Annotated in this window: 16 protein-coding genes; 8 read left to right on the forward strand and 8 right to left on the reverse strand. The window is 68.7% G+C overall.

Annotation, left to right across the window (positions count from 1 at the left end; all coding sequences use genetic code 11):
- Window positions 1-458: 458 nt before the first annotated feature.
- Together BM060_RS16420 and BM060_RS16425 are read right to left on the reverse strand one after the other, a co-directional pair.
- A complete protein-coding gene (locus BM060_RS16420; RefSeq protein ID WP_074981054.1) occupies window positions 459-2,894 on the reverse strand; it encodes a TonB-dependent siderophore receptor in 2,436 nt (811 codons plus the stop codon).
- An 86-nt stretch (window positions 2,895-2,980) separates the two neighbouring features.
- Window positions 2,981-4,372 carry an aminotransferase-like domain-containing protein gene (locus BM060_RS16425; RefSeq protein ID WP_074981177.1) on the reverse strand — a complete coding sequence of 464 codons (1,392 nt, stop codon included), beginning with the start codon at window positions 4,370-4,372 and terminating at the stop codon, window positions 2,981-2,983.
- 124 nt (window positions 4,373-4,496) lie between these two features.
- On the opposite strand from BM060_RS16425, the gene BM060_RS16430 reads away from it, so the two are divergent.
- On the forward strand, window positions 4,497-5,360 hold the full coding sequence (locus BM060_RS16430; RefSeq protein ID WP_074981057.1) for a DMT family transporter: 864 nt from the start codon (window positions 4,497-4,499) through the stop codon (window positions 5,358-5,360).
- A gap of 84 nt (window positions 5,361-5,444) precedes the next feature.
- Window positions 5,445-7,814 carry a DEAD/DEAH box helicase gene (locus tag BM060_RS16435; RefSeq protein ID WP_074981060.1) on the forward strand — a complete coding sequence of 790 codons (2,370 nt, stop codon included), beginning with the start codon at window positions 5,445-5,447 and terminating at the stop codon, window positions 7,812-7,814.
- A 325-nt stretch (window positions 7,815-8,139) separates the two neighbouring features.
- Here the strand turns inward: BM060_RS16435 and BM060_RS16440 are convergent, their stop codons facing one another.
- Window positions 8,140-9,135 carry an alpha/beta fold hydrolase gene (locus tag BM060_RS16440; RefSeq protein WP_074981063.1) on the reverse strand — a complete coding sequence of 332 codons (996 nt, stop codon included), beginning with the start codon at window positions 9,133-9,135 and terminating at the stop codon, window positions 8,140-8,142.
- A 190-nt stretch (window positions 9,136-9,325) separates the two neighbouring features.
- Between BM060_RS16440 and BM060_RS16445 the strand changes: the two genes are divergently transcribed.
- Both BM060_RS16445 and metR read left to right on the forward strand, forming a co-directional pair.
- Window positions 9,326-9,769 (forward strand): CopD family copper resistance protein, encoded by a 444-nt coding sequence (locus tag BM060_RS16445; protein WP_074981066.1) that lies wholly within the window; start codon window positions 9,326-9,328, stop codon window positions 9,767-9,769.
- A gap of 100 nt (window positions 9,770-9,869) precedes the next feature.
- Window positions 9,870-10,790, forward strand: coding sequence for a transcriptional regulator MetR (gene metR / locus BM060_RS16450; RefSeq protein ID WP_074981068.1), 921 nt, complete (start codon window positions 9,870-9,872; stop codon window positions 10,788-10,790).
- Between the two features lie 838 nt (window positions 10,791-11,628).
- Here the strand turns inward: metR and BM060_RS16455 are convergent.
- From BM060_RS16455 to BM060_RS16465, 3 genes are all read right to left on the reverse strand, one after another.
- Window positions 11,629-12,273, reverse strand: a complete 645-nt coding sequence (locus BM060_RS16455; protein WP_074981070.1) for a glutathione S-transferase family protein — start codon at window positions 12,271-12,273, stop codon at window positions 11,629-11,631.
- Window positions 12,274-12,384: 111 nt separating this feature from the next.
- Window positions 12,385-13,572, reverse strand: coding sequence for a CaiB/BaiF CoA transferase family protein (locus BM060_RS16460; protein ID WP_074981072.1), 1,188 nt, complete (start codon window positions 13,570-13,572; stop codon window positions 12,385-12,387).
- Window positions 13,573-13,611: 39 nt separating this feature from the next.
- On the reverse strand, window positions 13,612-15,330 hold the full coding sequence (locus tag BM060_RS16465; protein ID WP_074981074.1) for an acyl-CoA dehydrogenase family protein: 1,719 nt from the start codon (window positions 15,328-15,330) through the stop codon (window positions 13,612-13,614).
- Between the two features lie 119 nt (window positions 15,331-15,449).
- Between BM060_RS16465 and BM060_RS16470 the strand changes: the two genes are divergently transcribed.
- Together BM060_RS16470 and BM060_RS16475 are read left to right on the forward strand one after the other, a co-directional pair.
- Window positions 15,450-16,364: a LysR family transcriptional regulator gene (locus BM060_RS16470; RefSeq protein ID WP_074981076.1), complete on the forward strand. Its 915-nt coding sequence runs from the start codon at window positions 15,450-15,452 to the stop codon at window positions 16,362-16,364.
- Between the two features lie 160 nt (window positions 16,365-16,524).
- Window positions 16,525-17,934, forward strand: coding sequence for an MFS transporter (locus tag BM060_RS16475; RefSeq protein WP_074981079.1), 1,410 nt, complete (start codon window positions 16,525-16,527; stop codon window positions 17,932-17,934).
- Window position 17,935: 1 nt separating this feature from the next.
- Here BM060_RS16475 and BM060_RS16480 read toward each other — a convergent pair whose 3' ends face one another.
- Together BM060_RS16480 and BM060_RS16485 are read right to left on the reverse strand one after the other, a co-directional pair.
- A complete protein-coding gene (locus tag BM060_RS16480; protein WP_058489051.1) occupies window positions 17,936-19,258 on the reverse strand; it encodes an APC family permease in 1,323 nt (440 codons plus the stop codon).
- 152 nt (window positions 19,259-19,410) lie between these two features.
- A complete protein-coding gene (locus tag BM060_RS16485; protein WP_074981081.1) occupies window positions 19,411-20,232 on the reverse strand; it encodes a carbon-nitrogen hydrolase family protein in 822 nt (273 codons plus the stop codon).
- 194 nt (window positions 20,233-20,426) lie between these two features.
- Here BM060_RS16485 and BM060_RS16490 point away from each other — a divergent pair, with 194 nt between their 5' ends.
- Window positions 20,427-21,212 (forward strand): helix-turn-helix transcriptional regulator, encoded by a 786-nt coding sequence (locus BM060_RS16490; RefSeq protein WP_074981084.1) that lies wholly within the window; start codon window positions 20,427-20,429, stop codon window positions 21,210-21,212.
- An 809-nt stretch (window positions 21,213-22,021) separates the two neighbouring features.
- Window positions 22,022-23,401: an L-serine ammonia-lyase gene (locus BM060_RS16495; RefSeq protein WP_074981086.1), complete on the forward strand. Its 1,380-nt coding sequence runs from the start codon at window positions 22,022-22,024 to the stop codon at window positions 23,399-23,401.
- Window positions 23,402-23,493: the final 92 nt, after the last annotated feature.

A 23,493-nucleotide genomic window follows, 5' to 3' on the forward strand; every position in this document is an offset into this window, starting at 1 on the left:
TGCTCACCTGCTGACAGAAGTTCACCCCGATCCGGGGTGGGCAAAAGCGGAAATTTATATGAAATGCGTTCGCATTTGAAAGAGATACGCAAGAACGGATGTGAATAATCCCGCGCGCCTTTGCCACCAACAGGAAATTCCGGGGCGGGCGTAGGGCGAATAACGCTCCGCGTTATTCGCCGTTTGGCCCTGGTCCGAGGCGGCTTCGGGTTTGGCCTTGGCGCGGGCTGCGGCCATGGTGAAACGGCGTATAACCGCGAACGGTTATACGCCCTACGCCACGGTCGAGCTTGGCGTAGGGCGAATAACGCTCCGCGTTATCCGCCGTTTGGCCTTGGTCCGAGGCGGCGCCGGGTTTGGCCTTGGCGTGGGCTGTGGGCAAGGTGAAACGGCGTATAACCGCGAACGGTTATACGCCCTACGTCACTTGGCCGTTTGGCCTTGGTCCAGGGCCAGGATCACCAGCGGTAGGTGGCGCTGCCCAGCACGTTGCGGCCGTTGCCGTAGATGCAGCGGGTGGCGTCGTAGCAGCCGGCGATGTACTCGCGGTCGGTCAGGTTGGTGGCGTTGACGGCGAAGCGCCAAGGGCCGGTGTCGTAGTGCACGGCAGCATCCAGCAGGGTGTAGCTGGGCACGTTCAGCGAGTTGTCCGGCGCCCCCGGGTTGCGGCCGTTGTAGCGCACCCCGGCGCCGAAGCCCAGGCCCTTGAGTAGGCCGTCGCGCAGGGTGTAGTCGGCCCACAGCGAGGCGATGTTGCGCGGCGTGGGGATGCTGATCGGCGTCTTGCCGTCGCTTTCGTCGTTGGCCTTGGTGTTCTTCACGTCCTGGTAGGTGTAGGTGGCGATCAGGTTCAGCTCGCGGGTCACCGCGCCGACGGCCTCCAGCTCGATGCCGCGCGAGCGCACTTCGCCGGTCTGCACGTAGCTGTTGACGTGGGTGGGGTCGGTGTCCGGGGTCAGCACGTCGCGCTGGGTGATCTCGAACACCGCCGCGCTCACGCTGCTGTCCGAGCCCTTGGGCTGGAACTTCACGCCCACTTCGTACTGCTTGGCCTTGGTCGGATCGAACGGCTTGCCGGCGTAGTCGGTGCCGGCGTTGGGGGTGAAGCCCTCGCTGTAGCTGAAGTACGGCGCCAGGCCGTTGTCCGCCAGGTAGACCAGGCCGACGCGGCCGCTGAAGGCCTCGTCCTTCTGGCTGGTGTGGCTGCTGGAGGCGGTGCTCCAGCTGTCGGTGCTGGCGCTGGCCCAGTCGTAGCGGCCACCCAGGGACAGCACCCAGTGCTCGTCGAAGTGCAGCTGGTCCTGCAGGTAGACGCCGGTCTGGCGCGAGGTCTGGTCGCTGTAGGTCCAGTCGTCGGCGGTGAAGGCCGAGGCGTCCACCGGGCCGTAGGACGGGCCGCCGTAGAGGTCCAGCGGGGTGGTCAGCACGTAGGCCTGCGGGTCCCTGGTGTGCTGGCGCTGCCAGTCCAGGCCCAGCAGCAGGGTGTGGCGCAGCCAGCCGGTGTTGAAGTCGGCCTGGGCCTGGTTGTCGAGGGTCCAGCGGCTGTATTCGGGGTTCTCGATACCGGCGAAGCGCATCAGGGTGCGGTCGTCGCCCATGTCCCAGTAGGCCAGGGTGCCGACGCCGTAGACCATGTTGTCGTTGAGGTCGAGGTGGGCGTAGCGCAGGTTCTGGCGCACCTGCCAGACGTCGTTCAGGCGCTTCTCGAACTCGTAGCCCAGGCTGTACTGCTCCTTCTCGTATTTGGAGAAGTGCTCGTCGCCGGTGAAGTAGCTGCGGTGGATCTTGCCGTAGGCGCTGTGGCTGAGCGTGCCCGAGGCCGGCAGGAAGTTGTCCTGGGCGTTGCTGTCATCCTTCAGGTAGCTGGCCAGCAGGGTCAGGCGGGTGTCCTCGTCGGGCTGCCAGCTCAGCGACGGCGCCAGGGCCACGCGGCGGTCCTCCCAGGGGGTGTCGCGGATGTCGCCGTCATGGCCGACGGCGACCACCCGGTAGCTCCACACCCCGGCGTCGTCCAGCGGGCCGGTGCTGTCGATGCCCAGCTGCTTGCGCGCATCGCTGCCGTACTGTACTTGGATTTCGTGCTGGGCCACGGTGCTCGGGCGCTTGGACACCTGGTTGATCACCCCGCCCGGGTCGCCCTGGCCGTAGAGCACGCCGGCCGGGCCGCGCAGCACTTCCACGCGCTCCAGCATATAGGGGTCGACCATCCAGCTGGCCAGGTTGATGGTGGTGGGCAGTTGCAGGCCGTCCTGGTAGGTGGTCGGCGAGAAGCCGCGGATCACGGTGTACCAGTCGGAACGGTTGTTGGAGCCGTAGGAGGACACGCCCGGGGTGTAGCGCAGCGCTTCGTTCACCGACTGCACGCCCTGGGCTTCCATGCGCTCGCGGGTGACCACCGAGATGGACTGCGGGGTCTCGTGTATCGGCGTGTCGGTCTTGGTAGCGGTGACGCTGCGCCTGGCCAGGTAGCCGTGGGCCGGGCCCTTGGGGTCTTCCTCGGCCTGGGCGGTGATGGTCTGCGCCTTCATCTCCAGGGCGCCTTCGGTGGCGCTGCGCTGCAGGCGGTAGCTGCCGTCGGCGCTGGACTCGGCGGCCAGGCCGCTGCCGGAGAGCAGCACGGCGAAGCCGGCCTCCACCGGGTAGTCGCCCTCCAGGCCCGGGCTGCGCAGGCCGCGGGTCAGCGCCGGGTCGAAGGTCAGCAGCACGCCGGCCTGGCGCGCGTAGGCGTTGAGCGCATCTTCCAGGCTGCCGGCCGGCACCTTGAAGTGGTGCGCGGCGGGCGCGGCCAGGGCCGGTACGGCGGCGGCCAGCGGCAGGCTGGCGGCCAGGCCCAGGGTGGCGATGCGCAGGGCGCGCAGCAGCGGGCGCGGCGACGTGTTGGGGAAGCGGGACATGCTGTGGATTTCCTCGTTCGCACAAGCGGGATTGCACAGAGGCCGAACGACCGTGGAAAACCTGCAGAAAAAAATCAGAAAAGTTTTCAGCGCCCCCGCCGGGCCGTCTCCATGGCCCGTTCGAGCAGTTGGAAGACCCGCGGCGACTGGCACTGGGCGACGTTGAAGCGCAGGAAGTCCGGCGCGTTCTGGCCCAGGCTGAAGACGTTGCCCGGCGCCAGCACCATGCCCTGCTCCAGCGCCGCGCGGGACACCGCGGCGGCATCCAGGGCGCCGGGCAGGCGCGCCCAGACGAACACCCCGCCGCGCGGCTCCAACCAGGGCTGCAGGCCCAGGCCGCGCAGGCTCGCCAGGGTGTCGCCCATGGCGTCGGCCAGGCGCACGCGCAGGCTTTCTATATGCCGGCGGTAGCCGCCCTTGCGCAGCAGCTCGTGGAGCAACTCGGCATTGAACGGACTGTTGCCGAAGGAAGTGGCCAGCTTCAGGTCCACCAGTTGCTCGCACCATTCTGGCCGCGCCGCGATATAGCCGCAGCGCACCGAGGCGGACAGCGTCTTGGAGAAGCTGCCGACCTGGATCACCCGCTGCAAACCGTCGAAGGCCGATAGCCGCGGCGCCTGCTCATGCTCGAAGTCGGCGAAGATGTCGTCCTCGACTATCAGCAGGTCATGGGCCTCGGCCAGTTTCAGCAGGCGGTGCGCCACCAGCGGCGAGAGCTGCGCGCCGGTGGGGTTGTGGAAGGCCGAGTTGGTGATGTACAGGCGCGGCCGGTGGCGCTGCAGGATGCCGGCCAGGGCCTCGATGTCCGGCCCCTGCGGCGTGTAGGGCACGCCGATGGCCACCGCGCGGTGGGCGCGCAGCAGGGCCTGGAAGTTGAAGTAGCCGGGGTCGTCCACCAGCACCTCGTCGCCGGGCTCCAGCAGGAAGCGGCAGACCAGGTCGATGGCGTGGGTGCCGCCGTCGGTGAGCACGATCTGCTGCGCGCCGACCTGCAGGCCGTAGTCGCCCAGGCGCCGCGCCAGCTGCTCGCGCAGGCCGGCGTGGCCATAGGGGCGGCCGTACTCCAGCAGGCTCGACTGCGGCTCGCGGGCCAGTTGGCGCAGAGCGCGGCGCAGCTCGTCCTCCGGCAGCCAGGACGGCGGCAGCCAGCCGCAGCCGGGCTTGAGCGAATCCTCGGCGGCTTCCAGCGCCTGGCGGGAAATCCACAGCGGGTCGATGCTGCGGTCCAGCGCCGGGCCGATCTCCGCCAGCGACAGCGGCGGCAGCCGGCCGCAGACGTAGAAGCCGGAACCGCGCCGGGCGGCGATCAGGCCCTCGGCGACAAGGCGCTCGTAGGCCTCCACCACGGTGCTCTTGGACACCTCCAGGCTCTGCGCCAGCGCGCGGATCGACGGCAGCCGCTCGCCCGGCACCAGGCTGCGCGCCGCCAGGCGTTCGCGCACCTGGCGCATCACCCCGTCCACCCGTGTCACGGCCATGGCCACCTCGACTGTACCGATGAAAATCAAGGACAGTTTGTTCGAATTGTACTGATCTGTCACTGGCCGCCCGCCCTCCCCGGCGCCACCATCGAGACTCCCCTCTCCTCTCGGCGAATGCTCGATGAATGCTTCTTTAGGCGGTTGGTTCAGCGGTTTCCTCGGCGTGCTCATCTTCAGCGGCTCGCTGCCGGCCACGCGGGTGGCGGTGGGCAGCTTCGAACCGACCTTCCTCACCCTGGCCCGGGCCAGCATCGCCGGGCTGCTGGCCGCGGCCATCCTCTTCGTGCTGCGCCAGCGCCGCCCGGCGCGCCAGGACATCCCCGCGCTGCTGGTGGTGGCCCTGGGCGTGGTGGTCGGCTTCCCGCTGCTCACCGCCCTGGCCCTGCGCCACGTCAGCTCGGCCCACGCCATCGTCTTCGTCGGCCTGCTGCCGCTGGCCACCGCCAGCTTCGCCGTGCTGCGCGCCGGCGAGCGGCCGCGCCCGGCGTTCTGGGCGTTCTCGCTGCTCGGCAGCGCGGCGGTGGCCGGCTACGCGCTGAGCCAGGGCGGCGCCGGCAGCTTGCTGGGCGATATGCTGATGCTCGCGGCCATCCTCGCCTGCGGCCTGGGCTACGCCGAGGGCGCGCGGCTGTCGCGGCACCTGGGCAGCTGGCAGGTGATCTGCTGGGTGCTGGTGCTGTCGCTGCCGCTGATGCTGCCGCTGACCTTGTGGACCTGGCCGGCCGACCTCGCCGCGGCCAGCCTGCCGGCCTGGCTGAGCCTGGGCTACGTGTCGCTGTTCAGCATGCTCATCGGCTTCTTCTTCTGGTACCACGGCCTGGCCCGCGGCGGCATCGCCGCGGTGGGCCAGTTGCAGCTGCTGCAACCCTTCTTCGGCCTGGCCCTGGCCGGCCTGTTGCTGCACGAGCAGGTCAGCCCGCTGATGGCCGTCTCGACCCTGGCGGTGGTGGCCTGCGTGGCGGGGGCGCGGCGCTTCGCCCGCTGAGCCGCCCGTGGCAGCGCGTCGCAGGAAATAGGGGTATCATCGGGCGTTTGTGTATTTCCCCGGGCTTGCCGGAAGGAACCTCCGATGACCCCACCCGCCGAGCCGCCGGCGGCGCCCGCCGACCTGGCGCCGCGCCCGCGCCTGACCCTGGGCAGCCATGTGCACAGCGGCTTCGACCTGCGCAGCGGGCGCATGCAGAACATCGCCCGGCACCGCGCCGCGCTGGCCTTCCTGTACGCCGGCATGCCCGTCTCGGGGCCGATCAACCCGCGCACCGGCAGCGAGCTGCGGGTGTTCCGCGACGACCGCATCGTCCGCCTCAGCCGCCAGCCCGAGCGCGAGCAGCAACTACGCCAGCAACTGCGCCAGTTCGGCTTCAAGCCGGCGATGCGACGCAGCGATGCCCTGGAGGAAAGCGCCGGGGAAATGTTCGAGCTACCCGACGACGCCACCTGGCAACAGTTCATGCGCGAGGGCCTGCCGCAGCTGCGCGAGCGCGGCTGGGACGTGGACGTGCGCCCGGAGTTCGTCTTCGACCTGACGCCCATCGAGAACTGGTACGCCGAGATCGAGGAGACCGACGACCGCCAGTGGTTCGACCTGGAACTGGGCATCGAGGTCGACGGCCGCCGCATCAGCCTGCTGCCGGCGCTGATCGAACTGATCCGGCGCATGCCGGCGCTGCTCGACCCGCAGGCCCTGGCCCGCCATTCCGACGACGAGCAACTGGTGCTGCGCCTGGACGCCGGGCGCAACCCGGTGCACAGCTGGCAGACCGCCTCGGAGCGGCCGCTGCGGGTGGCCCTGCCCTTCGGCAAGCTCAAGCCATTGCTGGGCACGCTGTCGGAGTTCTACCTGGGCGACCAGGCACCGGTGCGCCGCCTGCGCATGGGCGCGCCGGACGCCGCGCGGCTCTCCGAGCTGGAAGAGCTGCCGCTGCGCTGGCAGGGCGGCGACGAGTTGCGCGAGATCGCCCTGCGCCTGCGCGACTACCGCGCCCAGCCGGCGCCGCTGCCCGAGGGCCTGCGCGCCGAGCTGCGCGCCTACCAGCACGAGGGCCTGAGCTGGATGCAGACACTGCGCGCGGTGGGCGCCAGCGGCATCCTCGCCGACGACATGGGCCTGGGCAAGACGCTGCAGTCCCTGGCCCACGTGCTGCTGGAGAAGCAGGCCGGGCGCCTCAGCGCGCCGGCCCTGGTGGTGATGCCCACCAGCCTGATCCCCAACTGGCTGGACGAGGCCGAGCGCTTCACTCCCAGCCTGCGCGTGCTGGCCCTGCACGGCGCGGGCCGGCGGCGCGACTTCGCGAAGATCGAGGAGCACGACCTCATCCTCACCACCTACGCCCTGCTCCCCCGCGATGCGGAAAAGCTCGGCAAGCACGCCTACCACCTGCTGATCCTCGACGAGGCGCAGAACATCAAGAACGCCGGCACCAAGGCGGCCCAGGCCGCGCGCCAGCTGAACGCGCGGCACCGCCTGTGCCTGACCGGCACGCCGCTGGAGAACCACCTGGGCGAGCTCTGGTCGCTGTTCCACTTCCTGCTGCCCGGCTGGCTGGGCGACGCCAAGCAGTTCGCCCAGCACTACCGCACGCCCATCGAGCGCCACGGCGACCAGGCGCGCCTGGCCCACCTGGCCGCGCGCATCCGCCCCTTCCTGCTGCGCCGCACCAAGGAGCAGGTGGCCTCGGAGCTGCCGCCCAAGAGCGAGTTCATCCAGCACATCGAGCTCAGCGAGGCCCAGCGCGACCTCTACGAGACGGTGCGCCTGGCCCTGGACCGCAAGGTCCGCGACGAAATCGCCCGCCGCGGCCTGGCGCGCAGCCGCATCATCATCCTCGAAGCGCTGCTCAAGCTGCGCCAGGTGTGCTGCGACATCCGCCTGGTGCAAAAGGACGCCCCGCCGCCCAGCGGCCGCGCCAAGACGGTGACCTCGGGCAAGCTGGAATACCTGCTGGACATGCTCGAGGAACTGCTCGCCGAGGGCCGCCGCGTGCTGTTGTTCTCGCAGTTCACCTCGATGCTCGCGCTGGTCGGCGAAGCCCTGCAGCAACGCGGCATCGACTACGCCCTGCTGACCGGCGACAGCCGCGACCGCCGCCAGCCGGTGGAAGACTTCCAGCAGGGCCGCGTGCCGCTGTTCCTGATCAGCCTGAAGGCTGGCGGCGTGGGCCTGAACCTGACCGCGGCGGACACGGTGATCCACTACGACCCCTGGTGGAACCCGGCCGCCGAGAACCAGGCCAGCGACCGCGCCTACCGCATCGGCCAGGACAAGCCGGTGTTCGTCTACAAACTGATCGCCCGCGGCACGGTGGAAGAGAAGATCCAGCTGCTGCAGCGGGAGAAGGCCGCGCTGGCGGCCGGCATCCTCGAAGGCGCGGGAACGGATTGGCAGCTGGATGATGCCGATATCGATGCGCTGTTCGCGCCTTTGCCGAAGGCGGTTTGAGGGGTGGATCATCCGGGAGCGTAGGGCGAATAACCGTTCGCGGTTATCCGCCGTTGGCCGTGCCACCGGAACGTCCGGCGTGGCCGGTGACCAATCGCGGACGGAGTCCGCTCCTACGCCCGCGCTTTCCTGGAACCGTAGGAGCAACTGTCTGCGTCGAGGTGCTTTCGTAGGATGGGTTGAGCTTGCGATACCCATCGGGCCATGGTGATGGGTATCGCTTCGCTCAACCCATCCTACGGGGCTTTCCTGGAACCGTAGGAGCGGACTCTGTCCGCGATTCGGCGGATAACGCCGTAGGCGTTATGCGCCCTACGAAAGCCCCCTACAACTGCGCCACATGCCCCGCCGTCTGGTGCGCCCGCAGGTAAGGCAACACCGCCGCCAGCAACGGCGCCTTGAAGGCTTCCTGGAAACGGTGGGCCATCCCCGGAATCAGCTTCAACTCCGCCCCGCGGATATGCGCCGCCACATGCACCCCATGCATCACCGGCAACAACGGATCGGCGGTGCCATGAATCACCAGCGTAGGCACATTCAAACGGTTGAGCAGGTCGACCCGGCTGGGCTCGGCGAGGATGGCCAGCATCTGCCTCTGCACCCCCTCGGGGTTGAAGGCGCGGTCGTAGGATTGCGCCGCCTGGTGCAGCAGTTGCTCGCGGTCGTCCTTCACCTCCGGGCTGCCCAGGGCGGCGAGCAGGTCGGCCTGCTGCTCGATGGCCTGTTCGCGGCTGCCGGCCTCGCGCCGGGCCAGCAGTTTCAGCAGGCTGTCGCTGGGCGCCGGCAGGCCCTCGGCGCCGGAGCTGGTCATCACCAGGGTCAGGCTGAGCACCCGCTGCGGCGCGAGGTCGGCGACGTGCTGGGCGATCATCCCGCCCATGCTCGCGCCCAGCACGTGGGCCTGCTCGACGTGCAGCCCGTCCAGCAGGCGCAGGGCGTCCCAGGCCATGTCGGTGAGGCTGTAGGGCGCGCTGACCGGCAGGCCCAGGCGGTAGCGGATCACCTCGTAGGTGAGGTTGGCGCCGGGCGTGGGCACGCGCCAGGCGCTCAGGCCGACGTCGCGGTTGTCGTAGCGGATGACGCGGAAGCCCTGCTGGCAGAGGGTCTGCACCACTTCGTCGGGCCAGTGGATGAGCTGGCCGCCCAGGCCCATGATCAGCAGCAGCGTCGGGTCCTTCGGCGAGCCTATGCTCTGGTAGGCCAGGCGCACGTCGCCCAGGTCCAGGGTGTCGGTGGGCACCCGTGGGTCGCAACGATCGCCGGCAAAGGCAGTGAGGGGCGCCAGGCACGACAGTGCCAGCGCCAGTAGAAACGCACGCATGTGAAAATCCGGAATGCAGAACCCCAGTGAAAGCCGATTCTGATGAATTTCCGTGCATCGCTCTGCCACACAACCGTGACACTTTGATGAAAGGCGCCGAGCGGTCGCCGCCAGCCTGATCGGCGTCATGGCACGGGCGCGGCCGGCCCGGCATGGTTCCAAGGAAGCAGTCGTTCGCCAAGGGGCGCCCATGAGCTATCCGATCCTGCTGGTCCTGCATCTGCTGGCCGCCATCGCCTTCGTCGGCACCGTGTTCTTCGAGGTGCTGATTCTCGAACGGGTGCGCCGCCATGTGCCGGCAGACGCCCTGCGCGCCGTGGAGCGCGCCCTCGGCCAGCGCCTGCGGCGGGTGATGCCCTGGGTGATCCTGACGCTCTTCGGCAGCGGCCTGGGCATGCTCAAACTGCGCTACCTGCCGCTGCTGTCCCATCCGCTGGACTCGCCCTTCGCCACTCTGCTGAGCCTGAAGCTGCTGCTGGCCGCCAGCGTGCTCTGCCACTTCTTCTGCGCCATGTACCTGATGCACAGCGGCGGGATGACCGGACGGCGCTCGCGGATCATCCACTACAGCGTCTTCGCCCACGTCCTGGGCATAGTGCTGCTGGCCAAGGGCATGTTCTACCTGAGCTGGTAGATCGGCGGCGGCACGGGCGGGTCGACAGCCGGCCGCGCATGAGACAAACTCAATCCAGTTTCGGATGTAATCAAGTTTTACTCATGTTGGAAGCGGCGCCATGCTCGAGATTCGTCACCTGAAAACCCTCCACGCCCTGCGTGAAGCCGACAGCCTGGTGGAAGCCGCCGAACGCCTGCACCTGACTCAATCCGCCCTGTCCCACCAGTTCAAGGAACTGGAGGACCGCCTGGGCCTGTCGCTGTTCATCCGCAAGACCAAGCCGGTGCGCTTCACCAGCGCCGGCCTGCGCCTGCTGCAGCTGGCCGACTCCCTGCTGCCGCAGCTGCGCACCGCCGAACGCGACCTGTCCCGCCTGGCCGGCGGCACCGCCGGGCGCCTGCACATGGCCATCGAGTGTCACAGCTGCTTCCAGTGGCTGATGCCGACCATCGACCAGTTCCGCGACGCCTGGCCGGAGGTGGAGCTGGACCTGGCCTCGGGCTTCTCCTTCGCCCCGCTGCCGGCCCTGGCCCGCGGCGACCTCGACCTGGTGGTGACCTCCGACCCGGTGGACATCGCCGGCATCACCTACGTGCCGCTGTTCACCTACGAGGCGCTGCTGGCGGTGGACAACCAGCACGCGCTGGCCGGCAAGCCCTACATAGTGCCGGAAGACCTGGCCAGCCAGACGCTGATCACCTACCCCATCGAGCGCGACCGCCTGGACATCTTCACCCGCTTCCTGGAGCCGGCCGACGTCGAGCCGGCCCAGGTGCGCACCTCGGAGCTGACGGTGATGATGATGCAGCTGGTGGCCTCCGGCCGCGGCGTGTGCAGCCTGCCCAACTGGGCGCTGCACGAATACAGCTCGCGCGGCTATGTGACGGCCAAGCGCCTGGGCGAGAAGGGTCTGTACTGCACGCTCTACGCGGCCATCCGCGCGGACATGCTGGATGCGCCCTTCATGCGCGACTTCCTGCTGACGGCCAAGGACACCTCCTTCGCCACGCTGGAAGGGGTCAGCGCGGCGAAGGGTTGAAGTCGTGGGCAGCGCCGGGATGCTCTTCGTAGGAGCGCGCCCTGCGCGCGAAATCGCGGGCAGGGCCCGCTCCTACAGGTTGTCGGGCAGCACGGTATTCCTCCTGTCTATTGGGTTCCCGCGTTCGCGGGAATGACGTCGGAAAACACGACTCTCACCCCGTCATTCCCGCGAACGCGGGACGCGGCTCCATCGCGAACAGCGCTTGCGCTGGCCCGAAGGGGAATAACCCAGCTGCCTTCTTGTTTGGGTGTAACGCGCCGCTCCGAGTCTGCGGAGAGTTTTTGTTTCGCCCCCTCGGGCGAGTCCCTTTTGTCAAACGGTGGAAGGCCACCCCCGCAAAAAGGAACCAAAAAGGCTTGCCCGCATACGGGCCCGACAGAGTCGGGCTACCCTCACGAATTCCCCCGCCACGGAGGCCCGCCCCGAGGGTACGTCCCTGTAGCCCGCGGGGCTCTCGCGACATCCATGTCGCATGACCTCCTGAGCGCGGGTTTCGCTCGGCCTTCTGAAGGGGCGTTCCGGAGTTCGCGGATGTTTCTCTGGAAATCCCAAGAGCAAACGCGCTTTTGCTTTTGCTTTTGCTTTTCGTAGGAGCGAGCTTGCTCGCGAACCCTGGGCTCCCGCATTCGCGGGAATGACGGGGTGGGGGTTAGGCGTTTCAGGATGACTCAGGATTCTCCGGCCACTCCGAACAGCCCCCTCTCCCGCTTGCGGGAGAGGGCTGGGGAGAGGGCGCTCTTTGCAGAGCCCCAACCCCTGCCGCAACCCCGTCGGAAATCCGTAGGGCGGATAACGCCTACGGCGTTATCCGCCGAATCGCGGGCAGGGCCCGCTCCTACACCTTACCCACCACCTCGGCGTGTTCCGCGTGCCATTGCGCGTCCCGTTCGGCGATCTTGGCGAAGGAGGGCCGCGCGGTGACTTTCGCGATGTAGCGCTCGATGGCCGGGGTCTTCGGCACTATGCCGAAGTGCGTGGTCCAGGCCAGCGCCGAGCCCCAGAGCACGTCCGCCGCGGTGAAGCGTTCGCCGAGCAGGTAGGGGCCCTTCTGCAGTTGGTCATCGATGACCTTCATCACCGTCTCGAAATCGCCATAGGGGCTGCGCGCCTGGGGCGCCGGCTCGCGGCCCAGGGAACGGTCGGTCACCGCCGGTTCGAAGCTGGAGCCGTAGAACACCAGCCAGCGCAGGTAGGGCCCGCGCAGCGGGTCGCCGATGGCCGGCGCCAGTCCGGCTTCCGAGTACAGGTCCGCGAGGTAGATGTAGACGGCGCCCTGCTCGGTCACCAGCGCCTCGCCATGGCGGATGGCCGGGACCTTGCCCATCGGGTTGATCGCCAGGTAGGCCGGCTGGCGCTGCTCGCCGGCCTGCATGTTGAGCAGGTGCAGGTCGTAGTCGGCGCCCAGTTCCTCCAGCAGCGCCAGGGTGCCGGAGGAACGGGTTTGCGGGGAGTGGTAGAAGGTGATGCGACGGTCGCTCATGGTGCTTGCCTCTGCCGATGACGGGTCGGCCCAAAAGCATAGACCGCTCGCAGCGGAACGGCGCCATCGCCTGGCGCAGGTCCCCCACGTGGGCAAAACTGCCGGAAAGACTCAGCCGCGGACGATGCCGCGCCGGTACAGGGCCTCGATGGTCTCCGGCGCCAGGCCCAGCTCCGCGAGCACCTCGCGGGTGTTCCCGCCCAGGGCCGGCGGCGCGCTGCGGTAGCTGGCCGGGGTGCGCGAGAGCTTCACCGGCGAGGCGATGCCGCGGTAGTCGCCCAGTTGCACCACCAGGCCGCGATGCGCGGTGTGCGGGTGTTCGACCACGCGGTCCACCGTGGCGATGGCGCCGCAGGGCACGCCCAGGCGGATCAGCCGTTCGGCCAGCTCGCGGCCGTCGTGGGCCATCAGGTGGCCTTCCAGCGCCTGCTTGAGCGCTTCGCGGTTGACCGAGCGCTGGCCGTTGTCGGCGAAGCGCGGGTCTTCCAGCAGCGCGCCGGCGCCCAGGTATTCGCACAGCTTGGCGAACTGGCGGTCGTTGCCCACGGCGAGGAAGATCGGCTCGCCGCCGGTGCGGTAGCTGTCGTAGGGGGCGATGTTCGGGTGGGCGTTGCCGGTGCGTTGCGGCGTGCGCCCGGAGGCGAAGTGGTTCGGCAGGTGCGGGTGCAGCAGCGAGATGCCGCAGTCGTACAGGGCGATGTCCACCGACTGCCCGCGCCCGCTGCGTTCGCGCTCGTGCAGCGCCAGCAGGATGCCGGCCACGGCGTTCAGACCGGTGACCATGTCGACGATCGGCAGGCCGATGCGCAACGGCCCGCCCTCGGCCTCGCCGTTCACGCTCATCAGCCCGGCCATGGCCTGGATCGCCGCGTCGTAGCCGGGCAGCCCGCCCAGCGGGCCGTCGGCGCCGAAGCCGGATACCGCGCAGTGGACCAGCCGCGGGAAGCGCGGGCTGAGCACCTCGGCGTAGCCGATGCCCCAGCGCGCCAGGGTGCCGGGCTTGAAGTTCTCGATCAGCACGTCGGCACCTTCCAGCAGTTGCAGCAGCAACTCGATGCCCTCGGGCTTGGACAGGTCGACGGCGATGCCCTTCTTGTTACGGTTGACGCCACGGAAGTAGGCGGCGGTATCGCCCTCGAAGGGCGGGCCCCAGCCGCGCGTCTCGTCGCCGCCCAGGGGTTCCAGCTTGATCACTTCCGCGCCGTGGTCGGCCAGGGCCTGGGAGCAGTAGGGGCCGCCCAGCACGCGGCTCAGGTCGATGACTTTCAGGCCACGCAGGGCACCGGTCTCGTGGTTCATGGCAACTCTCTCTTGTCGATTCTTGTCGGTTGCGGGAAGTCAGGCCGGCAGCAGCTGCATGGCTTCGTCCAGGCTCATCTCGCCCTCGTCGAGCAGCCGGGCCAGCAGCGACGCCCCGGCTTGCAGGCCCAGCGGGTCGCGCGGCAGCAGCTTGTGCTGCAGCACCAGGTGGGCCAGGGCCAGGCGCCGGCGGTCGCTGGCCTGGCGGCCGGCTTCCCAGGCCATGAAGATGGCGCTGGCGATGTGGTAGAGCGCGCTGCCGGCCTGGCGCACCTGCTCGTCCTGGCGCGCCTCGGCCACGTCGGCCATGAGCGCCACGCTGCGCTCCAACAGCATCTCGAAACGGGCGCGGCTGGCGTCCGGCAGGCCGCTCTCGGCCAGCAGGCCGCGCAGGTACTGGTGCAGCGGCTCCAGGGCCTGTTCGCGGGTGACGGCGCGGGCGATGTCCAGCGCGACTATGTTGCTGGTGCCTTCCCAGATGGAGCCCAGGTGGGCGTCGCGGACCAGGCGCGCGTCGCTCCATTCCTCGATGTAGCCCACCCCGCCGCGCACCTCCATGGCGTCGCCGGTGACGCGCCGGGCATCGCGGCAGGCGCGGAACTTGATCAGCGGGGTCAGGATGCGCACGCACTTCTGCGCCGCGGCGTCGCCGCCATCGGCGCGCGGCAGCAGGGTGGCGATCTGCATGAACATGGAGCGCGCCTGCTCGGCCGGCAGCATCAGCTTCAGCAGTTGCTTCTGCATCAGCGGCATATCGATCAGGTGCTTGCCGAAGGCACGGCGGTGGCGGGCGATGAACAGCGCCTCGCTGAGCGCCCGGCGCATCAGGCCGGCGGCGCGCACGCCGTTGGACAGGCGCGACATGTTGACCATGTCGGCCATCTGCTGGAAGCCGCGGCCGACCTCGCCGATCAGGTAGGCGCTGGCGCCTTCCAGGCAGATTTCGCCGCTGGCCATGGAGCGGCTGCCCAGCTTGTCCTTCAGGCGCAGGATACGGTAAGCGTTGCGCGAGCCGTCCGGGCGGTGCTTGGGCAGCAGGAACAGGGTCACGCCCTTCATGCCCTCGGGCGCGCCTTCGGGGCGGGCCAGGACCATGGCCAGGTCGGCGTCGGGGTTGGAGCAGAACCACTTGTCGCCGTACAGCTTCCACTCCCCATCCTGCTGCCGCGCCAGGGTGCGGGTGCGGGCGACGTCGGAGCCGGCGGCCTGTTCGGTCATGAACATGGCGCCCTGGAACAACGTGTCGAAGTCCCGCGAAGCCAGCGATGGCAGGTAGCGCTCCACCAGCTCCGGCGCGCCGAACTTGCGCAGGGTGCGGGTCAGCGAGTCGGTCATGCTGACCGGGCAGCACAGACCGAACTCGGCCTGCACGAACAGATAGGTGAGCGCGTATTTCACCAGCGGCAGCGCGCCGTCCGGGCGGTGGCTCATGGAAGCCAGGCCGAGTTCCGAATAGGCCACGCGCTCGAGGGCGACGTAGTCCGGGTGCTTGCGGATGCTCTGCAGGTCCTCGCCGCGGCGGGTGCGCGGCGCCAGCAGCGGCGGGTTCCTGTCCGCCGACAGGGCCAGCACGTCCAGCTCGTCGCCGGCGCGGGCGCCGAGGCGTTCGAGGGTGTCGCGCCACTGCGCCAGCACCTCCGGCGGCAGGTACACCTCCAGCAGGCCCTGCAGCGAGGGGTCGCAGGCATACAGGTTGATGCCGCGGCTGTCGGGGATGTTCAGGGCGTCTTCGGGGCGGACTTCAGGCATGGCGGTCATGGCGCGTCTCCGGGTCTTGTTCTGGCGCCGAGACTAGGAGTGCGTGACGATAAGTATCCAATACAATAAAAATCATCCACGATAAGAAAAACAAATCGTAGAAACCCGGGTGCCCTGCCATGGACCTCAAGCAACTGCGCTACTTCATCGCCGTCGCCGAGGAGCTGCATTTCGGCCGCGCCGCCGCGCGCCTGTTCATCTCCCAGCCGGCGCTGAGCTTCGACATCAAGAAGCTGGAGGAGCAACTGGGCATCCAGTTGCTGGTGCGCAACAACAAGTCGGTGAAGCTGACCAACGCCGGCCAGGTGCTGCTCGACGAGGCGCGCAGCCTGTTGCTGCAGGCCGAGAAGGTGAAGCGCCTGACGCTGCTCTCCGCCGAGGGCGCGGTGGGCCAGCTGCGCGTGGGCTTCGTCAACTCCATGCTCTACCGCGGCCTGCCGCGGGCCATGGCGCGCTTCGAGGCGGAGCAGCCGAACATGGAAGTGGTGCTGATGGAGATGAACACCTCGGAACAGGCCCTGGCGCTGCAACGCGGGCAGATCGACATCGGCTTCGTGCACTGGGCCAGGCTGCCGGCCGGGATCGCCTCCGAATGCCTGGTCGCCGACCCCTTCCTCTGCTGCGTACCGGCCGGCCACCGCCTGGCCGGGCGGGCGCGCATCGACCTCGCCGAGCTGCGCGACGAGGGCTTCATCCTCTTCCCGCGCAGCCTGTCGCCGCACTACCACGACCTGATCATCGCCCGCTGCGTGGACGCCGGCTTCAGCCCGCACATCCGCCACGAGGCGCGGCTGTGGCAGACCATCGCGGCCATGGTCGGCCTGGGCATGGGCGTGGCCCTGCTGCCGCAGACGCTGTGCCTGGCCTGGAAGAACCAGGTGCGCTACCTGGAGATCGAGCAGAGCGGCGCGCGCTCGGAAATCCACGCCATCCTCGCCGCGCAGGACGCGCCCCATGCGGCCCAGGCCTTCCTGGCCACGCTCAAGGCCTGCCTGGACGAGGGCGTCGATACGCAATCGCTTATCGCACCATAAGATTAAAAAACTATTGATCCGCAGGGGCGCCGCATAGACTCCGAGCCAACCCGGGGCAACACCGACGCACGCCAGTCGCCACCCCGCGCCCTCCCCCGGAGGGCGCGCGCGGGGCCTGCGCGTCGGCGACCAGAACAACAACAATAAGCAGGACCCGCCCATGCCCAGCACGCCCTCCTCCGCAGACGCAGCGCTGCACCGCAAGGCCCGCAAGGCCGGCATCGCCTCCTTCATCGGCACCACCATCGAGTGGTACGACTTCTACATCTACGGCCTGGCCGCCGCCCTGGTGTTCGGCAAGGTGTTCTTCCCCGCCGACATGGACCCGGGCCTGGCCACGCTGCTGTCCTTCGTCACCCTCTGGTCCGGCTTCGTCGCCCGCCCGCTGGGCGGCATCATCTTCGGCCACCTGGGCGACCGGATCGGGCGCAAGAACACCCTGGTGATCACCCTGATCATGATGGGCATCGCCACCACCTGCATCGGCCTGCTGCCGGTCTACGCGCAGATCGGCGTGTGGGCGCCCGTCGCCCTGGTGGCATTGCGGGTGATCCAGGGCGTCGCCGTGGGCGGCGAATGGGGCGGCGCCATCCTCATCGCCAGCGAAAGCGCGCCCAAGGGCAAGGGCATCCTCTACGCCGCCTTCGCCCAGCAGGGCTCGCCCACCGGCAACCTGCTGGCGACCCTGGTGTTCTTCGCCCTCAGCGCCCTGCCCATGCCGGACTTCATGCTCTGGGGCTGGCGCATCCCGTTCCTGATCTCCGCGGCGCTGGTGATCGTCGGCATGGTCATCCGCCTGAAGCTGGAAGAGTCCGAGGACATGAAGCGCCTGCTGCAGCAGAAGAAGACCGTGAAGCTGCCGCTGGTGGAAGTGCTGCGCGAGCACTGGCTGATCGTGCTGCTCGGCGCCGGGGTGCTGCCGATCATCCACGTCACCTACTTCAAGAGCACCTTCGCCCTGTCCTGGGCCACCAAGACCCTCGGCTACAGCCAGGGCACCTTCCTCAGCATCATCGTCATCGCCCTGGTGGTGCAGTTCTTCAGCCAGCCGTTCGGCGCGCTGCTGGCCTCGCGCATCGACATGCGCAAGGCGGCCTGCCTGATGGTGCTGCCGGAGTTCATCCTGATGCCGGCGATGTTCTTCGCCGTGGAAACCAACGTCTACTGGATAGCCGCCGTGGGTATGTGCCTGGCCACGGTGCCCCATGCGATGTTCTACGGCGCGGTGGGCGGCATCCTCGCCCGCGCCTTCCCCGCGCGGGTGCGCTACACCGGGCTGTCGCTGGCCTACCAGCTGTGCTCGCTGCTGGTGGGCGGCGGCACGCCGGTGCTGGCCCAGTGGATACTCAACAGCACCGGCAGCATCGTCGGCGTGGCCATCGCCTCGGGGCTCTACGCCCTGGTCTCGCTGACCTGCACCCTGGCGCTGCTGCGCATCACCGGCTTCCGGGCCGGCGAGCTGTCCAGCGCTGAACGCGCCGACGCCCGCGAACTGGCCGCGGGCGCCACGGCGGAGCCCGACGCTCCCGAGCGCGGCCGGCCGTTGCCCGCCGGCCCGCACCCGGCCTGAATCAGGCCTCCTCGAAGTGCATCTCCGGCGGCTGCTGACGGAAGCCGCCGGTGAGCACGGCCAGGTACAGCACCCCGGCGGTGAGCCAGGCCAGGCCCAGGTAGATGGCCAGGTGGTCGAGGCTGGCCATCAGCCAGAGGTCGGCGACCAGGCCGATCAGCGGGAAGGCCAGGAACAGCACCGCGCCGCGCAGGCCGCGTTCGCCGCGGGCGATCCAGTAGTGGAAGATCACCGACAGGTTGACCAGGCTGAAGGCCAGGAAGGCGCCGAAGTTGATGAACGAGGTGGAGGTGGTCACGTCCATCTCCAGCGCCAGCAGCGCGACCACGCCGCACAGCACGATGCTGCCCACCGGGGTGCCGAAGCGCTCGCTCAGGGTGCCGAAGAAGGCCTTGGGCAGCACGCCGTCGCGGCCCATGGCGAACAGCAGGCGCGAGGCGCTGGCCTGGGCCGACAGACCGGAGGTGAACTGGCCGACGATCAGGCCGATGAGGAAGATGCTGACGAAGAGGTCGCCGCCGATGTTGCGGGCGATCTCGTAGGCCGCCGAGTCGGCGTTCTGGAACTCGGTGGACGGGTGCGCGAGCTGCACGAAGTAGCTGGCGGCGATGAAGATGAAGCCGCCGATCAGGGTGATCAGCAGGATGGCGCGCGGGATGTTCTTGCGCGGCTCGTGGGTTTCCTCGGTCAGGGTGCTGACCGCGTCGAAGCCCAGGAACGAATAGCAGGCGATGGCCGCGCCGCTCATGATCAGCGGCAGCTGCACGCCCTCCTTGAAGAAGGGTTCCAGCGACCACAGCGGCTTGCTGGCGTCACCCAGCACGTAGTGCACCGCCAGCAGCACGAAGGCCGCCAGCACCAGGAACTGCACCAGCATCAGCACGCTGTTGACGTTCTTCGCCAGGCGCAGGCCGATGACGTTGATGCCGGTGGTCACCCCGATGAAGGCCAGCACCCACAGCGCCTGGGGCACCGCCGGGAAGGCCGAGTGCAGGTAGGCCGCGCCGATCAGCCAGATGGCCATGGGCAGGAACAGGTAGTCCAGCAGCACGCCCCAGCCGGCGAGGAAGCCCAGCTTGGGGCTGATGGACTTGCGCACGTAGGTGTAGGCCGAGCCGGCCACCGGGAAGGCGGCGGCCATGCGCCCGTAGCTGAGGGCGGTGAAGAGCATAGCCACCGAGGCCACGAGGTAGGCCGCGGGCACCACGCCGCCGGTGGTGTCGGCGAGGATGCCGAAGGTGCCGAGGACGATGATGGGGGTCATGTAGGCGATGCCGAACAGCACCACCGAACCCAGCGAGAGGGTGCGCTTGAGTCGAGCCATTGAGTGCTTACTCCGAGTTGTGTTTGTTATGGCAGAGTCGAAATCGACGCGTGCAAAGGCGCCTCCCCTCACCCGGGAGACGCAGGCGGGAGGGACGCTCCCACCGGTACTTCTTGGCTGGATCGTTGGCGCGGCCCTGCGCCTTCCGGGGCTCAGCCCGGAATCAGCAGCTCGCGCAGGCCGTCGGCGTGCTCGCGCGTCTCGCCGGGCAGCACGAAGCGGCACTCGGCGATGTAGCTGTAGTCGCGGCGCGCCTGCTGCAGGCGCGCCAGGTCCAGTTCCACGCGCATCCGGCACTCCTCGCGGCCGGCCTCGCAGAGCAGCTGGCCGAAGGGGTCGACCACCGCGCTGCCGCCGGCGAACACCAGGCCGCCGTCGCCTTCGCCGACGCGGTTCACCATCACCGCGTAGGCCTGGTTCTCCATGGCCCGGCCGGTGATCGCGGTGCGGTGGGTGGGGCCGTAGGGGTCCATGTTGCCGTTGGTCACCAGGATCAGCTCGGCGCCCAGCTGGCCGAGGGCGCGGGCGCTTTCCGGGAACTCGATGTCGAAGCAGATCAGGATGCCCACCCGCACGCCCTTGAACAGCGCGGTGGCGTAGCGGTCGCCGGGGGTGAAGATGCCGCGGTCGGAGGCCCACAGGTGGGTCTTGCGGTACTTCAGGGCGATGCCCTCGGGGGTGACCAGCAGCGTGGTGTTGTAGAAGCGGCCGTCGTCGCCGGCCTCGGCGATGCCCACCACCACGGCGACGTCGCGCTCCCGCGCAACCTGCTGCACGGCGCGCACGCTGGGGCCGTCCAGCGGCTCGGCGAGGCGGGCGACGTTGTCCTCGGTGGGGAAGCCCATCAGCTGGGTCTCGGGGAACACCACCAGGTCGGTATCCGCGGCGCAGGCGCGGATCGCCGCCAGGGTACGCCCGAGGTTGTAGGCGGTGTCGCCGTCGCGGCCGGCCAGTTGGACGAGTTCGACCTTCATTGCAGCTCCTGTGGTTCTTGTTGCGGGCTCGCTCGCCACGCGGGATGGATCAGCCGTCCTGGCGGGAAACATGACCGCCCGGCGCAAAAGGGTCAGAATGCGCGCCGGGCCGGTGCAAGGCATTCACCGAGTATGCAGTTCGCCAGCGCGCCCGGGTAATTACGCCCACGTGGTAACCCAACAGGGGTAGAGGCATGAACCTTACGCTGCAGGACATCGCCTGGCACCGCTCGGTCGGGCAGTTGATCGAGACGCTGGACAAGCCCAACTTCTGGCTCGCCCTGGTGCGCCTGCTGAACGAGTATGTGCCATTCGACAGCTGGGTGGCGCTGCTCTTCAGCAACGGCCGCCCGCAGGTGTTCGCCGAATGCCCGGGCGAGGACGGCGGCCCCGACCCGCTGTTCCAGGACTACCTCAAGGGCCTGTACCTGCTCGACCCCTTCTACATCGCCAGCCGCGAGGCCCCGGGCAGCGGCCTGCTGCGCCTGGCCGACGTGGCCCCGGAATGCTTCGAGCAGACCGACTACTACCAGCGCTACTTCCGCCTCAACGTGGTGGCCGACGAGGTGCAGTTCAACGTGCAGCTCGACGCCGAGCGCACCCTGTGCCTGTCCCTGGGCAGCAAGGGCCGCTTCAGCGCCGAACAGGTCGCCCTGCTCGACCTGCTGCGCCCCTGGGTGGCCGGCCTGATGCGCCAGCGCATGGCCTTCGAACGCGAACTGCTGGAGCAGGCCACGCCACCGGCGCCGCGCTGGCAGAGCCGCCTGGAAGAAACCGTGGAACGCCTGGAAACTCCGCTGACGGCCCGCGAGCTGGAAGTGGGCCGGCTGATGCTCAGCGGCTGCTCCAGCAAGGAGATAGCGCGCAAGCTGGCGATCTCGGCGGAGACGGTGAAGGTGCACCGCAAGCACATGTACAGCAAGCTGGGGATCAAGTCGCAGTCGGAGTTGTTTTCGTTGTTTCTGCAGGCGCAGGGGTAAGTAGGGCGCATAACCGCGAACGGTTATGCGCCCTACGAACTTGCCGGCTGACGCGGCGTTCGGCGTGAAGCGAAACCACGAAGCTCCCTGAAACCCTGTGCAAGGCACTGGGTTCCCGCATTCGCGGGAATGACGAGGGTGAGGCCAGGAGTATCAGGATGACTCCAAATTCCCCACCCACTCCGAACAGCCCCTCTCCCTCCGGGAGAGGGCTGGGGTGAGGGCAACGGACTTCGCCGACACTCCACTGCCAACCCCATACTCCGCTCCCCCACCCTAACCCTCCCCCGCAAGCGGGAGAGGGGACCGTTCGGCGTGAAGCGCAATCACCAAGCTCCCTGAAACCCTGTGCTAGGCACTGGGTTCCCGCGTTCGCGGGAATGACGAGGGTGAGGCCAGGAGTGTCAGGCTAACTCCAAATTCCCTATCCACTCCGAACGGCTCCCTCTCCCTCCGGGAGAGGGCTGGGGTGAGGGCAACGGGACTTCGCCGACACTCCACTGCCAACCCTGCACGCCGCTCCCCCTCCCTACCCCTCCCCCGCAAGCGGGAGAGGGAACCGTTCGGCGTGAAGCGCAATCACCAAGCTCCCTGAAACCCTGTGCAAGGCACTGGGTTCCCGCGTTCGCGGGAATGACGAGGATGGGACCAGCAGTATCAGGATGACTCCAGACTCCCCGGCCACTCAGGACAGCCCCCTCTCCCTTCAGGGAGAGGGTTGGGGAGAGGGCGCTCTTAACCCCACACACCACAACCCCCGGCAATCCCCCCCAAACAGGTCCATGCTTGAACCCAGGAGGACCACAACCATGACCCTCAGTGTCTTCGACATGTTCAAGCCCGGCGTCGGCCCGTCCAGCTCGCACACCGTCGGCCCCATGCGCGCCACCCGCGAGTTCGTCGAGCGCCTGCGCGCGGCCGACCTGCTGACCCGCGTAACGCGCGTGGAGGTGAACCTCTACGGCTCGCTCAGCGCCACCGGCAAGGGCCACGCCACCGACCGTGCCTGCCTGATCGGCCTGCTCGGCATCGACCCGGCGGACGCCGACCCCGCCGCCCTGGCGCCGCTGGTGGACGCCATCTTCGCCGAACACAGCCTGGCCCTGGACGGCGAGCACGTCATCGACTTCAGCCCCGGCCGCGACCTGGTGTTCCACGACGGCAGCCTGCCGGCCCACCCCAACGGCATGCGCCTGCGCGCCCTGGACGCCGCCGGCCACGTGCTGGCCGAGCGCACCTGCTACTCGGTGGGCGGCGGCTTCGTGGTCGACGAGGCCGACTTCAACACCGACCGCGCCCTGCCCGACAACCCCATGCCCTACCCCTTCCACAGCGCCGAGGAACTGCTGCGGCTGTGCCATGCCCACGGCTTCCGGCGCATCAGCGACCTGATGTGGGCGAACGAGCTGAGCCTGCGCAGCGAGGACCAGATCCACGCCGGCCTTGCACACATCTGGGCGGAAATGCAGGCCTGCGTGCGCCGCGGCCTGGAGACCGAGGGCACCCTGCCCGGCGGCCTCAGGGTGCGCCGCCGCGCGCCCATGCTCTACCGCCGGCTGAACGAGGCCGGCAGCGGCAACCTGATCGCCAGCACCCTGGGCGCCATGGACTGGGTCGACCTCTGGGCCCTGGCGGTGAACGAGGAAAACGCCGCCGGCGGCCGCGTGGTCACCGCCCCCACCAACGGCGCGGCCGGCATAGTCCCGGCGGTGCTGCACTACTACGCCCACTACCAGGCCGACGCGCCCATGGACGCCATCGAGCGCTACCTGCTGACCGCTGCCGCCGTCGGCATCCTGTGCAAGCTCAACGCCTCCATCTCCGGCGCCGAGGTGGGCTGCCAGGGCGAGGTCGGCTCGGCCTGCGCCATGGCCGCGGCGGGCCTGGCCGAAGTGCTGGGCGGCAGCCTGGAACAGGTGGAGAACGCCGCCGAAATCGGCCTGGAACACAACCTCGGGCTGACCTGCGACCCGGTCGCAGGACTCGTCCAGGTGCCCTGCATCGAGCGCAACGCCATGGCCTCGCTCAAGGCCATCAACGCAGCCCAACTGGCCCTGCGCGGCGACGGCCAGCACCTGGTGTCGCTGGACAAGGCCATCGACACCCTGCGCGACACCGGCCGCGACATGATGGACAAGTACAAGGAGACGTCGAAGGGCGGCCTGGCGGTGAACGTGATCGCCTGCTGAGCACGACCGCCTGGTCGGAAATCGGACAAAACACCATTAACCATCTAGTTAATTAGCTTGCTAAGGGTATAATTCGCACTCCCACACTGCGA

The organism is Pseudomonas citronellolis (assembly GCF_900112375.1).
In the GTDB taxonomy this organism is placed as follows: domain Bacteria; phylum Pseudomonadota; class Gammaproteobacteria; order Pseudomonadales; family Pseudomonadaceae; genus Pseudomonas; species Pseudomonas citronellolis.

Coding starts and splice junctions, on each gene's coding strand:
- BM060_RS16425 (WP_074981177.1), bottom strand. CDS start 4,372: ATGGCCGTGACACGGGTGGACGGGGTGATGCGCCAGGTGCGCGAACGC.
- BM060_RS16480 (WP_058489051.1), bottom strand. CDS start 19,258: ATGGCTCGACTCAAGCGCACCCTCTCGCTGGGTTCGGTGGTGCTGTTC.
- BM060_RS16455 (WP_074981070.1), bottom strand. CDS start 12,273: ATGAGCGACCGTCGCATCACCTTCTACCACTCCCCGCAAACCCGTTCC.
- BM060_RS16465 (WP_074981074.1), bottom strand. CDS start 15,330: ATGACCGCCATGCCTGAAGTCCGCCCCGAAGACGCCCTGAACATCCCC.
- metR (WP_074981068.1), top strand. CDS start 9,870: ATGCTCGAGATTCGTCACCTGAAAACCCTCCACGCCCTGCGTGAAGCC.
- BM060_RS16460 (WP_074981072.1), bottom strand. CDS start 13,572: ATGAACCACGAGACCGGTGCCCTGCGTGGCCTGAAAGTCATCGACCTG.
- BM060_RS16440 (WP_074981063.1), bottom strand. CDS start 9,135: ATGCGTGCGTTTCTACTGGCGCTGGCACTGTCGTGCCTGGCGCCCCTC.
- BM060_RS16445 (WP_074981066.1), top strand. CDS start 9,326: ATGAGCTATCCGATCCTGCTGGTCCTGCATCTGCTGGCCGCCATCGCC.
- BM060_RS16470 (WP_074981076.1), top strand. CDS start 15,450: ATGGACCTCAAGCAACTGCGCTACTTCATCGCCGTCGCCGAGGAGCTG.
- BM060_RS16475 (WP_074981079.1), top strand. CDS start 16,525: ATGCCCAGCACGCCCTCCTCCGCAGACGCAGCGCTGCACCGCAAGGCC.
- BM060_RS16420 (WP_074981054.1), bottom strand. CDS start 2,894: ATGTCCCGCTTCCCCAACACGTCGCCGCGCCCGCTGCTGCGCGCCCTG.
- BM060_RS16490 (WP_074981084.1), top strand. CDS start 20,427: ATGAACCTTACGCTGCAGGACATCGCCTGGCACCGCTCGGTCGGGCAG.
- BM060_RS16495 (WP_074981086.1), top strand. CDS start 22,022: ATGACCCTCAGTGTCTTCGACATGTTCAAGCCCGGCGTCGGCCCGTCC.
- BM060_RS16485 (WP_074981081.1), bottom strand. CDS start 20,232: ATGAAGGTCGAACTCGTCCAACTGGCCGGCCGCGACGGCGACACCGCC.
- BM060_RS16435 (WP_074981060.1), top strand. CDS start 5,445: ATGACCCCACCCGCCGAGCCGCCGGCGGCGCCCGCCGACCTGGCGCCG.
- BM060_RS16430 (WP_074981057.1), top strand. CDS start 4,497: ATGAATGCTTCTTTAGGCGGTTGGTTCAGCGGTTTCCTCGGCGTGCTC.